Here is a 14038-nt window from a genome sequence, read left to right on the forward strand (position 1 = left end):
TTATAGTTCAAATAGGACTAGCGAGTATCTAGTAGCTAGGGACCGCTGTAAACCAACTAAATCAAGTTTTCGTTCGATATTGAGCCGTGAACTACGAATTCATTTGCTCTGGGATTGATGAGGATAGATCGGTTTGAAAGGTGATTTTAGCGGTACATCCACCACAACTGCGATTGACCAATTCAAAGCCCCATTGGAAGCGTTGACATAAGTCCTCGACAATCAATAAACCCAATCCATGCCCATTCGGATTGTACTGTTCTTGGAGGCCTTCTCCTTGGTCTTCAATCACAACACTCTTTTGGGACAGAGTGACCGTTACGGTGCCACTATTGGTCGCTGCAATGGCATTTCTCAACAAGTTTCCGACCAACATATTCATTATCGCGCTGGTGGCTTGAATGGTGGGTTCGGATTGAACGTGCATGGAAATTTCGACGTCTTTCTCATCCGCCTGTGCTGAGTTTTTGGAGACGATAGCCTCTAACTCTTGTTGGCTAAACAATCGCAGTGGTGCATCGTCACTGTTTCTTTCATAGCGAACCAGACCAAGCAGGGCGTCGACCATCTCTGACATCTGAACAATAGCATCATCAATACGTTCAACTTGGCGAGATTGAAATTCCGTGGTTTCGCTTCTTAAAAGTAATTTATTGGCACCACGAGCGACCGTTAGTGGGGTTCTTAGTTCATGGCTTGAATAGCGTGCGAAAGCTTGCTCGCGTTTTACTAGAGAATTGATTTCTCTTCTGTATTGATTGAGTTGATCCGTCAACTGACGAAACTCCACCGCCGCATCGTCATTCACTCCAAATTCTTCGTTTAGATTGAGCTTATTGGATTCAAGCTGTTCAGACAGGGAGTTGAAGGGCTCAATCAGCCGTTTAGACAACCGATAGAGCAGAGCTCCGAAGCTGAATATTAGAATAGAGAGAAGGGCTAATACAAATGTGGTGGCATAAACGAGCTCAAAGACACTAAGCTCGACACGGTCTATTTCAGAAAGCAGAACAATAGGGTGAGTTCTACCTTCATGAGTATACTCGCCTACATAGACCATGCGAGATTCTGGATCTTCACCGACCTCACCAATGAAATTTTCTTTGCCTTCAATATACTTTAAATACTTTTTCGGTAGATAGGAAAGATCGTTGTAAGCGATAGTCAGGTCATCAATACGAAGCTCTCCACTTTCACCTGACTGGAATAACCCGACTGCATAGTTGCGGTCAATTAGGATGCGTCTTTCACCCACGCGGTCTTCCGACAAGTACAGGGCTGTGATAAATACCACATAGACAAATGCCGACACAATTACGGCCATTAACCCAAAGAAAACCGCTAAGCGGCCCGTTAGGGTTTTTGTGCTTGTAAGAACATTTGAAATCAATTCGATGGCTCCAATCGGAAGCCAACTTTAGGCACCGTAATTAACATCTGAGTGTCGAAAGGCTTGTCGAGTTGATTACGTAACTGATAAATGTGACTGCGCAACACATCATTGTTGGGCTCGTTTTCTTCCCATAACTTGTAGGAAATAGCTTCACGAGTGACTACTTCAGGTGCGCTTTGGCACAGCATCTCAAGTATGGTGTAAGTGGTTGGGTTGAGCGCTAGTAGTTTATCTTGGCGGTAAGCTTTACGGGTTTTTTGGTCGATGGTGAGTTCATCGAACTGAAGTTTTGAAGAGGCGACTTTTCCGCGGTAACGACGGACTAACGCGTTCATTCTTGCTTCTAGAATATCCAAATCAAATGGCTTGGTGAGGTAATCATCGGCACCGTGTTCAAAGCCTTTCAGCATATCTTCTCGGCTATCTAAGGCGGTCAGCATCAAAATAGGTGTCGCGTTACCTTGGTCTCGCAGTTTATTACAAACCGTTAGGCCGTCCATTCTCGGTAACATTAGATCCAATATGATGATATCAAATGAGTTTTCCAACGCGAGTTGTAGGCCAAGTTCACCGTTGTCTGCGTAATCGAGTTCCATGCCAATACACTCAAAATAATCAAACAAGACACCTGCAATTTCACGGTTATCTTCGACTAATAGAACTCGTTTCATTTTGATTCTCATACAGAAATAGACAGTAACATTATCCTGAGTGAGCGTGAAAAATATGTCAATAACATAACTTTCACTTATGGGAGGGTAGATTGGCTTCAGATTAAAAAATAGAAGAACGTATTATGTCTGAACTTCATATTAGCCGCCCTAAGATATCTACATCGCAGATCAATCCTGCGGTCTCTTTGTCTATCATTGTGCCTTTTTACGATGAACAAGAGGTATTGGAAGAGTTCCACTCTCGCCTTACCAAGGTGCTTGATAGCTTACCGATCACGAGTGAGATTGTTTATGTCGACGATGGCAGCAAAGACAACAGCTTGGACTTGGTGAGTTCATTCACTTCAATCAATAGCTCAATTTCTGTGATTGGTTTAAGCCGTAACTTTGGTAAAGAGTCAGCCATGAGTGCTGGTCTTGAGCATTGCCGAGGACAAGCGGTGATCTTGTTAGACGCAGACCTGCAAGATCCGCCGGAGCTGATCCCACAAATGGTTGCCAAGTGGCGCGAAGGCTATGACGTTGTGAATATGCAGCGCAGCCAGCGTGATGGTGAAACGTGGTTTAAGAAGTTTTCAGCAGCAAGCTTTTACAAAGTCATGAACGTGGCAGCGAAGATCGATGTTCCAGAAAATGTCGGTGATTTCCGACTGTTAAGCCGAGAGGTTGTCGACCATATCAACCAACTGCCTGAACGTAATCGCTACATGAAAGGTATTTTCTCATGGCCGGGTTTTAGGCAAGCAACGATTCAGTTTAAGCGCGATGCTCGCTTCTGTGGCGAGACGAAATGGAACTACCTGAAACTCATCGGATTGGCGATGGATGGCATCACATCATTTTCTATCCGCCCACTGCGTATTGCGACGGCCGTTGGTGGATTAGTGGCGCTTACCGCTTTTGTGTATGGCGTCTTCATCGTGTTCAAAACCATGATGTTTGGTGAGCCTATCACGGGCTATCCGTCAATGATGGTCGTACAGCTTGCCCTTGGCGGTATCCAACTGTTGTGTATTGGTTTAATGGGAGAGTACATAGGTCGTATTTTCATTGAAACCAAGAATCGTCCTTTGTATCTGATCCAATCGGTGGTCGATACACCGGCATTAAAAACACATTTTAAATTAGAGGAGTCAGCATGAGCCTGAACCGAACGCACCTATGGTACTTGTTGGCTTTTGCATTGGTTTTAAGGCTTTTATCTTTGGCAACCTATCCATTAATGGATACCACAGAAGCGCGCTATGGCGAAATGGCACGTCTGATGGTGGAAACTGGGAATTGGTTAACGCCTCAGTTTGATTACGGTATTCCTTTCTGGGGTAAGCCACCGTTGTTTACATGGATGAGCGCTGCTGGTATTGAGTTGTTCGGCCTGAGTGAGTTTGCCGTTCGCGCACCACATTGGTTAGCGGGTGTAGCAACGATTTTGTTGACCGCTTACATGGCGAAACGAACAGGGCAAAGTGCGTTGGTTGCCGCGGTAGTGTTGGCGACATGTGGTATTTTCTCTATTGCGGCAGGTGCTGTGATGACAGACATCGCGTTAACCTTAGCGATGACTATTGCCATGCTGGGTTTCTACCTATGTTGGCTAGGAGGAGAAGCGGGGAAGGGTGAAGGGAGTGCGAAGACTAATCGGTCTTGGGGTTATGTTGGTTTCATTGGTTTAGCATTAGGCTTGCTGGCAAAAGGGCCGGTAGCGATTGTCATCATGGGTATCGCAGTTTTCCCTTGGTTGGTATTACAACACGGCTTCTTTGGTGCTTTCAAAGCGCTTTGGCAACGTTTCCCATTGTTGTCTGGTTTAGGTGTGATGTTAGCGATTGCTCTACCTTGGTACATCATGGCTGAAATGGCAACACCGGGTTTCATTGATTACTTTATTGTTGGCGAGCACTTTAAGCGTTTTGTTGTGAGTGGTTGGGAGGGCGATTTATACGGTTCTGCCCATGACCAAGCAAGAGGCATGATTTGGATTTTCTGGATTCAAGCGGCTGCGCCGTGGTCGATTGTGTTGCCTATTTTGACTTTCGCCCGTCGTAAGAAAATCGCAGAAGTTAACGCTGAACATAGTGGATTGTTTTCATTCCTCGTGTGTTGGTTGGTCTCTCCTCTGATTCTTTTTACCATGGCGGGTAATATTCTTCCTGCCTATGTGTTGCCAGGCATTCCTGCCCTTGGCTTGTTGGTGGCAATGCTTGTAGTAGAAAAAGATAAGAAGTGGTTCTCGAGTGTGGCTTTAGTGCTACCTGTGTTGCTAATGATTGCAATGGTCTACCTCAACTTAGGCAAAGCGAATGAGAAAAGTGACCGTATTATCTTCGAACAGATTACGGATGAAGCGCCGAGCTTTTATGTCGGTAAACGACCGTTCTCCGGGCAGTTTTACAGTCATGGACAAGCGAAAAAGTTACTCGATGTTGAACAGTTAGATGGTATCGACAAGTTCTATCTGATTGGTAAAAGAGCGGAAGTAGAAACCAAGATTAAAGACAACGCGTTAACCTGTATTTTAGAACCGACGGTGAAGATCAAGCGCGCTCTATTTAGTTGTCATAGCCAAAATATCAAACCAAATCTATCGTTGAGCCATATTCGAAGTGATGGCGATGTTCAATTTTAACTCGTCATCGAGACTGTTTAGCCACAAGTTCGACGCGCTAAACAAAAAACTACAACCTCACCATAAGATGATTAAATTCGCTATGGTGGGGGCGGGTGGCTTTGTTGTCGATTGTGCCGTGTTTGCATTGCTGCATTACGTTATTGGACTGCCTTTGATGAGTGCTCGAATTGGTTCTTTCATCGTAGCTGCAACGACAACTTGGTTTGGAAATCGAGTGTTGACCTTTGAGCTCAAAGGGCAGGGGAGTTGGTCCGAAAAGCTGATTCAGTGGCAAAAGTTCATGCTGTCAGCATCGATATCGGCGATACCTAATTTGCTGTGCTTTAAGTTGATGACGGAGTTACTCCCTGCATTTACTGGGGCAGTGTTTATCGCAATGGCGGTTGGCATCTTGGTGGGCATGGTCAGTAACTATTTGCTTAGTCAGTATTGGGTGTTCACACGTTAAGCTCCCTAGTAGCAGACACAAAAAAGCGCAGCTAAATAGCTGCGCTTTGTGTTTTTACGATAGCGAAGTAAACTGGTTCGCGATATTAGCGTTGTGCTGCGCGCTGGCGGTTCTTGCCGTTACTTGCAGGTTTGCCACCTTGACCATTGCCCGCTTTGTTACGGTTTGGTTTGCCATTTCCGCCGCCATTACCTTGTGATTGCTGACCACCAGGACCTTTCTTAATGAAGCCAGTCGCTGGTTTACGAGCATTGCCATTACCGCCACCTTGGTTAGCATTACCTTGGCTACCGTTGCCGTTACCATTCGGCTTCTTGCCACCCGGTTTCTTACCAGAGTGGTTACGTGGGCTTTCGCCACCAAGACCTGGCTGAGATTTACTGTGCTTAGTCGCAAAGCGTTGTGAACCGTGACGACCAGACTTACGACGTTGTGCCGGTGTTTGTGCATCAAAGTCTTCTGCTGGTACTAGGCAGTTTGCTTTGTCACCAATTAGGTGCTGTTTACCCATGCTGATCAGTGCTTCACGGATGATTTTCCAGTTTTCAGGATCGTGGTAACGAAGCAGTGCTTTATGCAGACGACGTTGACGATCACCTTTCGGCACAGGAACATCTTCACGCTTCTTATATTTCACGCGTTTCAGAGGGTTAGTCTCTGAGTAGTACATCGACGTTGCATTACACATTGGCGATGGGTAGAAGTTCTGTACTTGGTCACACTCGTAGTTGTGCTTTTTCAGCCACATTGCAAGGTTAAGCATGTCTTCATCTTCTGTGCCCGGGTGAGCAGAGATAAAGTAAGGAATTAAGTACTGTTTCTTACCGGCTTCAGCGCTGTACTTCTCGAACATCTCTTTGAAACGATCGTAAGTGCCCATGCCCGGCTTCATCATCAGATCCAGTGGGCCTTTTTCAGTATGCTCTGGAGCAATCTTCAAGTAACCACCAACGTGGTGAGTCACAAGCTCACGAACGTATTCTGGAGATTCAATCGCTAAGTCGTAACGTACACCAGAAGCGATCATGATCTTCTTAACACCCGGTACTTTTCTCGCAGAGCGGTACAGGTCGATAGTGTGTTGATGGTCTGTGTTTAGCTTTTCACAGATTTTCGGGAACACACATGATGGACGACGACAGTTAATTTCAGCTTTTGGATCTGAACAACCTAAACGGTACATGTTCGCCGTTGGGCCGCCCAAGTCAGAAATAGTACCTGTGAAGCCCGGTACTTTATCTTTAATGTCTTCGATCTCATCCAAGATAGATTCTTTCGAACGGTTCTGAATGATGCGACCTTCGTGCTCTGTGATTGAACAGAAAGAACAACCACCAAAACAACCACGCATGATGTTAACCGAGGTTTTGATCATGTCGTATGCTGGGATTTTCGCTTTGCCGTACATCGGGTGCGGAACACGCTTGTACGCAAGGCCAAACACGTAGTCCATCTCTTCTGTGGTCAATGGAATAGGCGCTTGGTTAATCCAAAGCTCGCGATCACCGTGACGTTGAATCAGAGCACGACCTGAGTACGGGTTTGTCTCAAGGTGCAGAATACGACTAGCGTGAGCGTAAAGAATACGGTCATTGTTTAGCTTTTCGTAACCTGGGATACGAACCGCTGTAGTTTTTGCATCGTGACGAGAAGGGCGAATAGTAATAGGTTGCGCTTTTACTTCTTCTTTTTCGTCTTTCTTGGTATCACACTGCGTTTCAACTTCGTACGGGTTAACCGGAACATACGCTTTGTTCGGCTTTTCGATACGAGAAGAGTCAATGATCTTGAAGCCTTCAGGGGCCGCAGGAAGATTGATAGCAGTACCGCGGATATTGGTCAGCGTAGACATGTCTTCACCATCGGCAATGCGGTGTGCTACTTCAACCAGTGCACGCTCAGCGTTACCAAAAAGAAGAATGTCAGCTTTTGCATCAAACAATACAGAGCGGCGAACTTTATCTGACCAGTAGTCGTAGTGAGCTACACGACGTAAGCTCGCTTCAATACCACCAAGCACGATTGGCGTGCCTTTGTAAGCTTCACGACAACGTTGAGAATAAACCAGAGTTGCACGATCAGGACGCTTGCCACCTTCATTGTTCGGAGTGTAAGCATCATCGTGACGTAATTTGCGATCAGAGGTGTAGCGGTTGATCATGGAGTCCATGTTACCCGCTGTGATGCCGAAGAATAGGTTAGGTTTACCTAGCTTCATGAAGGCATCTTTATTGTCCCACTTTGGCTGAGCAATAATGCCCACGCGGAAACCTTGAGCTTCAAGCAGACGGCCGATGATAGCCATACCAAAGCTCGGGTGATCGACATAAGCGTCACCAGTTACAATAATAATGTCACAGCTATCCCATCCAAGAGCATCCATCTCCTTTCTACTGGTAGGCAAAAAGGGTGCAGTTCCGTAGCACTCGGCCCAGTATTTTTTGTGTTCGTGAATAGGAGTGATATCGCTGTACATATTTCAACCTCTGATTTTTGAGGCGGGAATTATAGCGGCATGAGCCTAGACTAGCCAGTAGAACATGCCCCTGTTAGTTCTGGTGTCTTTCGTCTTTTTACGGTAAATGGCGACAAAAGAACCATACAACAGCATAGTTGAAGCCTTGAATAACGTCGCTAATTTGTGATTTTGATTAGTGTTCGCAGCAGTTTTTGATATTATTCGCGAAAATAAGTCTGAAGAAGTAGATCCACAATGGTCGAAACGTTATTAGTACAATTTGCTCCGATGCTTTTAGGAGCCCAACTGATCTTAACCCTCATCTTGGTGAAAGGGGATATTTGTCCGGGGCAGCGTGGTCGGATCCACAAGATGTTACCTGCGATTGGCGTGCTGTGGCTTGCCGTCGCTTCAGTAAAAATTGAAGCCTTTCTGGTCGTGTTTGCGATCTTTTATTTCTATTCTCAAGTTCAAACCAAGAAGACACGTGATTCCGGCCCTATTTGGGTGATGTACTTAGCTTGTGGTTTGGCATTGTCTTACGTGGCTATTCAAGCGACTGAACAAGCAACTACTGTCGGCATCATAACTACTGTATTGCTAGTGGCACTGTTAGGCTCAGCGTTTGGCCATTTATTGCTGACGATAGCAAGAACACGCTTACAGGCATTTCACCGAGTTCTGCCCGTTGTTGGTGTGCTGACGGGTATGTTAGTGGTTTTGGCGACAGTCGTGAGTGTTTATTCTCTTTCTGAAGCTCAATTAGAGCCTGTGATTTCAACGCTACTGTTCAGCTTTGCTTTGTTAATCTCCGCTATCGTGGTTTGGTGTTGGCATTTACTGTTCGTTAAAACCCCGGAAAAGCTGCAACTGACGATTTCGTTACTGATGTTATTGGCTGCGGCTGTGGGTTTAACGCCAGTTTGGGCACTTTAATCGCGCACTTTCATTAATTACGTACGCTCATTAATCACGCATTCTCTTTAAGAAGTGTGATCAGTTTTTTAGCATGGCGTTGGTAAGCGTTCTAAACTTAATTATAGTCGGTGTGTTCGTAAGGAGTACGAGATGGATTTAAGCAACGTCAAAGGTTTCGATAGCATTATCTTGCTGGGAATCGTGAATGAAAAACTTCGCCTAGAGTGCGATAGCTTTGAAGAGCTGATCAGTATGTATGAAATGGATATAGAAAGTGTCGTGGGCAAGCTCGATATGCTTGGCTATCAATACGACCCATTGACTAACCAGTTTAAGTCTTATCCAAGATAGTCTATTTTCGCGAATCAACAGATATCGAAAATCATCGGTACTGAAACTAAAAAGTCACAGATTATCTGTGACTTTTTTTGTTTCTGGCGTTTGCCTATCCGATTTAACACAGGCTTAAACTAGCCAACAATGAATCTCTTAAACAACCTCAATGCCATCTAAGTGACTCTTACTTTGCTGTCTTGCTGTGCTAAAGAAAGCCTGCAGGTAACGTTTGTCTTTTTCTGAGTTTCTTACTGCGGCAAACAGTCTTCTTGAAAGCCCTTTGCCCAACGGCTTGCTGGCTATCAAGCCTTGTCTTGAGAACTCACTGATTGCCCAATTTGGTAATGCCGCGACACCTAATCCTGCCGATACCATTTGCACCAACATCAAGGTATTGTCTGCTTGCTTCCACTTCTTAGGTTCTACACCTGCAGGTTGTAAAAAGTGCTTCACCACATCCAAACGCTGTTTTTGAACTGGATAGGAGAGCATCGTGAGATCGCTAAGATCTTGCGGATCAATGCTCGCTTTATCGGCCAAAGGCGAGTTGATCGCGGTGATAAGACGCATCTCAAAATCGAAAAGCGGCTCGTAATGAACTTCAGAACGAGGCTGTATATCTGAGGTGATCACCAAGTCCAATTCACCAGCCATTAATGCCGGTAGCGGTTCAAAACCAAAACCTGACGAGAAATCTAGGGTCACGCTTGGCCATGCAACTTGATATTCCTTCAAAGCGGGCATTAGCCATTGGAAGCATGAGTGACACTCAATCGCCATGTGCAATCGACCATTCACATCCTCTTTCAGGCTCGCCAACTCATTCTCTGCTTTCGCGATTCTTGGCTGTATCTCATCTGCGAGCTTAAGCAAGATCTCACCCTCAGAAGTGAACTTCACTGGCCTAGTTTTACGCAGGAAAAGCTGACCACCAATACGTGCCTCTAGGTCTTTCAATTGGTGTGAAAGTGCCGACTGAGTTAGGTGAAGAGAGGTTGCAGTCGCGGTTAGTGAGCCGCTGTCTCTTAAGGTAGTCAATGTTCGAAGGTGTTTAAGCTCTATCATGAGTTTTCCTCATATTCCCTAAGCCAATTCAATATTTCTTAATAATCACCCTACGGGGTTTTCTTTCATTTGTAAACGTCTAGATGTCCAGATGGATTTAATTTTTCAGCTTTAGATTATTCAAGATGAATATTTTTAATAAACAAGATGAATATTTGGACGTTGTTCATCGTTCAGATTAGGGAGATAGTTTAGCCATCTAGACGCCTTGTAAAGAACTTAAACCATAAGCTAGGCAGTTTGACCGAACACTAAAAATTATTGAATAAGGAACAGGTTCATGACTACGACAACGCATATTTTAGGCTACCCACGTATCGGCGAAAAACGCGAACTCAAATTCACTTTAGAAAAATACTGGCGCGGTGAGATTAACCAATCAGATTTAAAGCAACTCGGTAGCGAACTAAGAAATCGTAACTGGAATGTACAAGCTAAGGCGAATCTAAGCTTTGCAACTGCGGGTGACTTCGCATGGTACGACCATGTTCTAACAACGACGTTACTTCTAGGTCATGTACCTGAGCGTCACGCTGGTGGATCAGAAGGTGAAAAAGCCTTCCCAGATTTAGATACCTTGTTCCGCGTTGGTCGCGGTCAATCTCAAACTCAAATACAATCTCAAAGGCAGCCAACTTGTTGTGGCGCTAAGCACGGCTCTGAAAGCGCTAAAGATGGTGCAGCAGCATCAGATATGACGAAGTGGTTCAACACTAACTATCACTACATTGTTCCTGAGTTCAGTAAAGACGACACCTTTGAAGTGAGTTGGCCACAACTGTTTGACGAAGTGAGTGAAGCGATTAAAGCGGGGCATAAGGTGAAGCCAGTTCTTCTAGGCCCATTATCTTATTTATATCTCGGCAAGGAAGTAGAAGAGGGCTTTGACCGTTTAACTTTGCTTCCACGCTTGCTTACCGCTTACCAAGCGATTCTGGCAAAACTGGCCAAGTTGGGCGTTGAGTGGGTACAAATCGATGAACCTATCCTTTCTCTGGAACTTGAGACTAAGTGGGCAGATTCATTCAAATTGGCTTATCAGGTGATTCAAGGTGATGTGAAGCTACTCCTTACCACGTACTTTGATTCTGTGACTGACACGTTAGATAAAATCATGGAACTGCCCGTCAACGGCTTACACATCGATTTGGCTGCCGCACCCCAGCAACTCGATCAAGTGGTGAACAAGCTACCTGAAGATTGGGTGCTTTCTGCAGGAGCAATCAACGGACGCAATGTTTGGCGAGCAGACTTAGCCGCGCAGCTTGAGTTGCTGCAACCAGTGAAAGAAAAGCTAGGCGATAAACTATGGGTCGCAAGTTCATGTTCATTGTTGCATAGCCCAGTCGACCTTGAGTTAGAAGAGACGCTTAGCGAAGAAGTGAAGAGTTGGTTTGCCTTTGCAAAACAGAAAGTCACTGAGGTGAGCTTATTGGGTGCGGCGTTAGACGGCGACCAAAATGCCATTTTAGCGTGTGAGACGTATAGCCACCCGATTGTTGCACGCAAGAGTGCAACTCATGTGAATAAGCCGCAAGTTCAAGCTCGTATTAACACGATAACTAAAGCGCTAGCAGAGCGCACTGCTCCATACGCAGAACGTGCCGCGCACCAGTCTGAGGTGTTAGGCTTACCGCTGTTTCCAACCACAACCATTGGTTCATTCCCACAGACAGGCGAGATCCGTGTTCAACGTAGCGCTTACCGCACTGGCAAACTGAGTGAAGCGGAATATAACACTGCATTGAAAGGCCATATTGCGGATGCCGTTAAACGTCAAGAAGCACTGGATTTGGATGTGCTTGTTCATGGCGAAGCTGAACGTAACGACATGGTGGAGTACTTTGCAGAAAACCTAGCAGGCTTTCAAACCACTAAGTTTGGTTGGGTACAAAGCTATGGCTCACGCTGCGTGAAGCCGGCGATTGTGGTCGCGGATATAGAGCGTGAGAAGCCGATGACCGTAGAATGGTCGACCTATGCCCAATCTCTGACCTCGAAGCAGATGAAAGGGATGCTGACAGGCCCAGTCACTATCTTATGTTGGACATTCCCACGTGAAGACATTTCACGCAAAGAGATCACTAATCAATTGGCATTTGCGCTGCGAGATGAAGTGTCTGATTTGCAAGACGCGGGCATCAACATTATCCAAATCGATGAACCAGCGATTCGTGAAGGTCTGCCATTGAAAAAGCGCGACCACGCAGAATACCTAGAGTGGGCGGTCGATGCCTTTAAGATCTCAGCGGCAAGTGCTAAACCAGAAACTCAGATTCATACCCACATGTGTTACAGCGAGTTCAACGAGATCATTGATTCAGTAGCCGCGCTAGATGCCGATGTGATTACCATTGAGACTTCTCGCTCGAACATGGAACTGCTGAAAGCATTTGAAGAGTTCAACTACCCGAATGCGATTGGACCTGGCGTTTATGACATTCACTCACCAAACATCCCGTCAGAAGAGTGGATTGTTGATTTACTTAAGAAAGCGGCAGAGAAAATTCCAGCGGAACGTTTGTGGGCAAACCCTGATTGTGGGCTGAAGACACGGAACTGGGCAGAGACGGAAGCGGCGCTGACTAACTTAGTTTCGGCAACTAAAGCACTGCGTAAAGAGTGGGAATCAACCGAGGCATAATTCAGTCTAGGATTTTGATTGCTCCGCTAATCTACGATGAACCACAACAAAGGCCTCGCAAATGCGAGGCCTTCTGGTTTTATACTTGTTCGGTCGAATCTAGTTGCTGCTCTGACACGTCTCTTTGCTGATCAACTTCTCAACCATCAGTTGTCCGCGAGTGTTGCGAATCTTGATGTTGTAAGCCAAGCCCATATCAAGGTTTGCTCTCACTTCAGAGTTGGTGCAGTAGCTATTCACACTCATGTCTACAACTTGGTTTAAAGGCTTAGCACCTTTTGCATCTTGGTTGTAGATCATCATGATTTCGATAACCGTGTTTTTTGCTAGCACGCGCATGACCGACAGTGGGCCATACTCAATCGGCAGGCCTGCAGATAAAACGCCAGCTCGGTGCTGCGCCATCATCTCTAGCTGTCTTTGTTCGTCTTGCTCACTTGAAGAACAGCCTGCAAGCAGAGCTAAAGCCAGTGAGCCAATAATCCATTTTTTCACGTTAAAATACTTTCTTGAATGGTTTTACAATCACATTTTGGTAAACGCCAGCATCAATGTACGGGTCAGCGTCTGCCCATGCTTGTGCATCTTCCAAAGAGTTAAATTCAGCAATCACAGTTGAACCTGTAAAGCCTGCTTCGCCAGGGTTATCTGAGTCAATCGCTGGCATTGGACCTGCTGTTAACAGTCGGCCTTCATCGTGAAGTGTTTGTAGGCGTTCTAGATGTTGTGGGCGAACACTTAGGCGTTTTTCTAATGAATTTTCGACGTCTTGAGAAAAAATCACGTACCACATATTGAGATATCCTTATTTTACTTCACTAAATTTGGGGCGTTTAAATTCGCTATCTTGCTAATTTACGCGAACTAATTGGTATTGGAAGGGCTAATGATAAGAAATTGTGAAATGGTGCGGGAGAGTGAGAAGGTCTTTAGCATTTTTAATCGAAACGACTAAAGACCTTAAAGTGCGATAGGGTCGTCGAAAGTACTATTTATTAATTGGGCGGGGTTTACCGCTTTCGTCTACAGCAACGTAGTTGAATGTCGCGCCACATACCTTGTAACGATCGCCGATGCCGTGATCAAGTACCGGCTTAACCCATACTTCTAGGTCGATATTCATCGAGCTGCGACCAATCTTGGTGCAGTCACCATAAACACACACAACATCACCCACTGAAACCGGCTGTTTGAACTCGATACTCGATACTGAAACCGTGACTATCTTGCCGTTAGATATCTCTTTTGCCAGTATGCCGCCAGCAAGGTCAAGCTGTGACATTATCCAACCACCGAAAATCTGGCCTGCTGCATTTGTATCAGAAGGCATCGCTAATGTGCGAAGAAGTAAAGAACCAATCGGGTTCAAAGTTGATTGAATAGTCATTGTCGTACTCTTAATGGTATTGATTGTTTTATATAAAAATAGATGTGTTTACGAGACTCATGGTGGTCTAATTTTTAACGTCTTCA

The 14038-nt window shown here is 45.4% G+C and carries 13 protein-coding genes; 6 read left to right on the plus strand and 7 right to left on the minus strand.

The annotated features are described in order from the left end of the window. Positions 1-91: 91 nt before the first annotated feature. Positions 92-1390 (minus strand): sensor histidine kinase, encoded by a 1299-nt coding sequence (locus AB4384_RS12575; protein ID WP_372129624.1) that lies wholly within the window; start codon positions 1388-1390, stop codon positions 92-94. Continuing rightward, on the minus strand, positions 1387-2064 hold the full coding sequence (locus AB4384_RS12580) for a response regulator transcription factor (protein ID WP_017062034.1): 678 nt from the start codon (positions 2062-2064) through the stop codon (positions 1387-1389). The genes AB4384_RS12575 and AB4384_RS12580 overlap by 4 nt, the downstream gene beginning before the upstream one ends. A gap of 125 nt (positions 2065-2189) precedes the next feature. Between AB4384_RS12580 and AB4384_RS12585 the strand changes: the two genes are divergently transcribed. From AB4384_RS12585 to AB4384_RS12595, 3 genes are read left to right on the plus strand one after another with little or no spacing between them, the layout of a single operon-like run. Continuing rightward, positions 2190-3209, plus strand: coding sequence for a glycosyltransferase family 2 protein (locus AB4384_RS12585; protein WP_102320467.1), 1020 nt, complete (start codon positions 2190-2192; stop codon positions 3207-3209). Then, on the plus strand, positions 3206-4693 hold the full coding sequence (locus tag AB4384_RS12590) for an ArnT family glycosyltransferase (RefSeq protein ID WP_372129625.1): 1488 nt from the start codon (positions 3206-3208) through the stop codon (positions 4691-4693). The genes AB4384_RS12585 and AB4384_RS12590 overlap by 4 nt, the downstream gene beginning before the upstream one ends. Continuing rightward, positions 4680-5144 (plus strand): GtrA family protein, encoded by a 465-nt coding sequence (locus AB4384_RS12595; RefSeq protein WP_017070766.1) that lies wholly within the window; start codon positions 4680-4682, stop codon positions 5142-5144. The genes AB4384_RS12590 and AB4384_RS12595 overlap by 14 nt, the downstream gene beginning before the upstream one ends. 85 nt (positions 5145-5229) lie before the next feature. On the opposite strand, the gene AB4384_RS12600 is transcribed toward AB4384_RS12595, so the two are convergent. Beyond that, complete coding sequence (locus tag AB4384_RS12600) at positions 5230-7527, minus strand: YgiQ family radical SAM protein (protein WP_017067347.1); 2298 nt, start codon at positions 7525-7527, stop codon at positions 5230-5232. Positions 7528-7857: 330 nt separating this feature from the next. Here AB4384_RS12600 and AB4384_RS12605 point away from each other — a divergent pair, with 330 nt between their 5' ends. Both AB4384_RS12605 and AB4384_RS12610 read left to right on the plus strand, forming a co-directional pair. Further along, on the plus strand, positions 7858-8538 hold the full coding sequence (locus AB4384_RS12605) for a hypothetical protein (RefSeq protein WP_017069996.1): 681 nt from the start codon (positions 7858-7860) through the stop codon (positions 8536-8538). Positions 8539-8670: 132 nt separating this feature from the next. Then, positions 8671-8871, plus strand: a complete 201-nt coding sequence (locus AB4384_RS12610) for a DUF4250 domain-containing protein (protein WP_004736508.1) — start codon at positions 8671-8673, stop codon at positions 8869-8871. 138 nt (positions 8872-9009) lie between these two features. Here the strand turns inward: AB4384_RS12610 and AB4384_RS12615 are convergent, their stop codons facing one another. After that, positions 9010-9921 carry a LysR substrate-binding domain-containing protein gene (locus tag AB4384_RS12615; RefSeq protein ID WP_050621806.1) on the minus strand — a complete coding sequence of 304 codons (912 nt, stop codon included), beginning with the start codon at positions 9919-9921 and terminating at the stop codon, positions 9010-9012. Between the two features lie 280 nt (positions 9922-10201). On the opposite strand from AB4384_RS12615, the gene metE reads away from it, so the two are divergent. Next, positions 10202-12565: a 5-methyltetrahydropteroyltriglutamate--homocysteine S-methyltransferase gene (gene metE / locus AB4384_RS12620; protein ID WP_372129626.1), complete on the plus strand. Its 2364-nt coding sequence runs from the start codon at positions 10202-10204 to the stop codon at positions 12563-12565. Between the two features lie 99 nt (positions 12566-12664). Here metE and AB4384_RS12625 read toward each other — a convergent pair whose 3' ends face one another. From AB4384_RS12625 to yciA, 3 genes are all read right to left on the minus strand, one after another. Beyond that, positions 12665-13060: a GspS/AspS pilotin family protein gene (locus AB4384_RS12625; protein ID WP_372129627.1), complete on the minus strand. Its 396-nt coding sequence runs from the start codon at positions 13058-13060 to the stop codon at positions 12665-12667. Position 13061: 1 nt separating this feature from the next. Next, on the minus strand, positions 13062-13358 hold the full coding sequence (locus AB4384_RS12630; RefSeq protein WP_004741234.1) for a YciI family protein: 297 nt from the start codon (positions 13356-13358) through the stop codon (positions 13062-13064). A gap of 195 nt (positions 13359-13553) precedes the next feature. After that, complete coding sequence (yciA, locus tag AB4384_RS12635) at positions 13554-13952, minus strand: acyl-CoA thioester hydrolase YciA (protein ID WP_017061510.1); 399 nt, start codon at positions 13950-13952, stop codon at positions 13554-13556. Positions 13953-14038 lie beyond the last annotated feature (86 nt).

This window comes from Vibrio sp. 10N.261.51.A4 (assembly GCF_041471945.1).
In the GTDB taxonomy this organism is placed as follows: Bacteria; Pseudomonadota; Gammaproteobacteria; order Enterobacterales; family Vibrionaceae; genus Vibrio; species Vibrio crassostreae_C.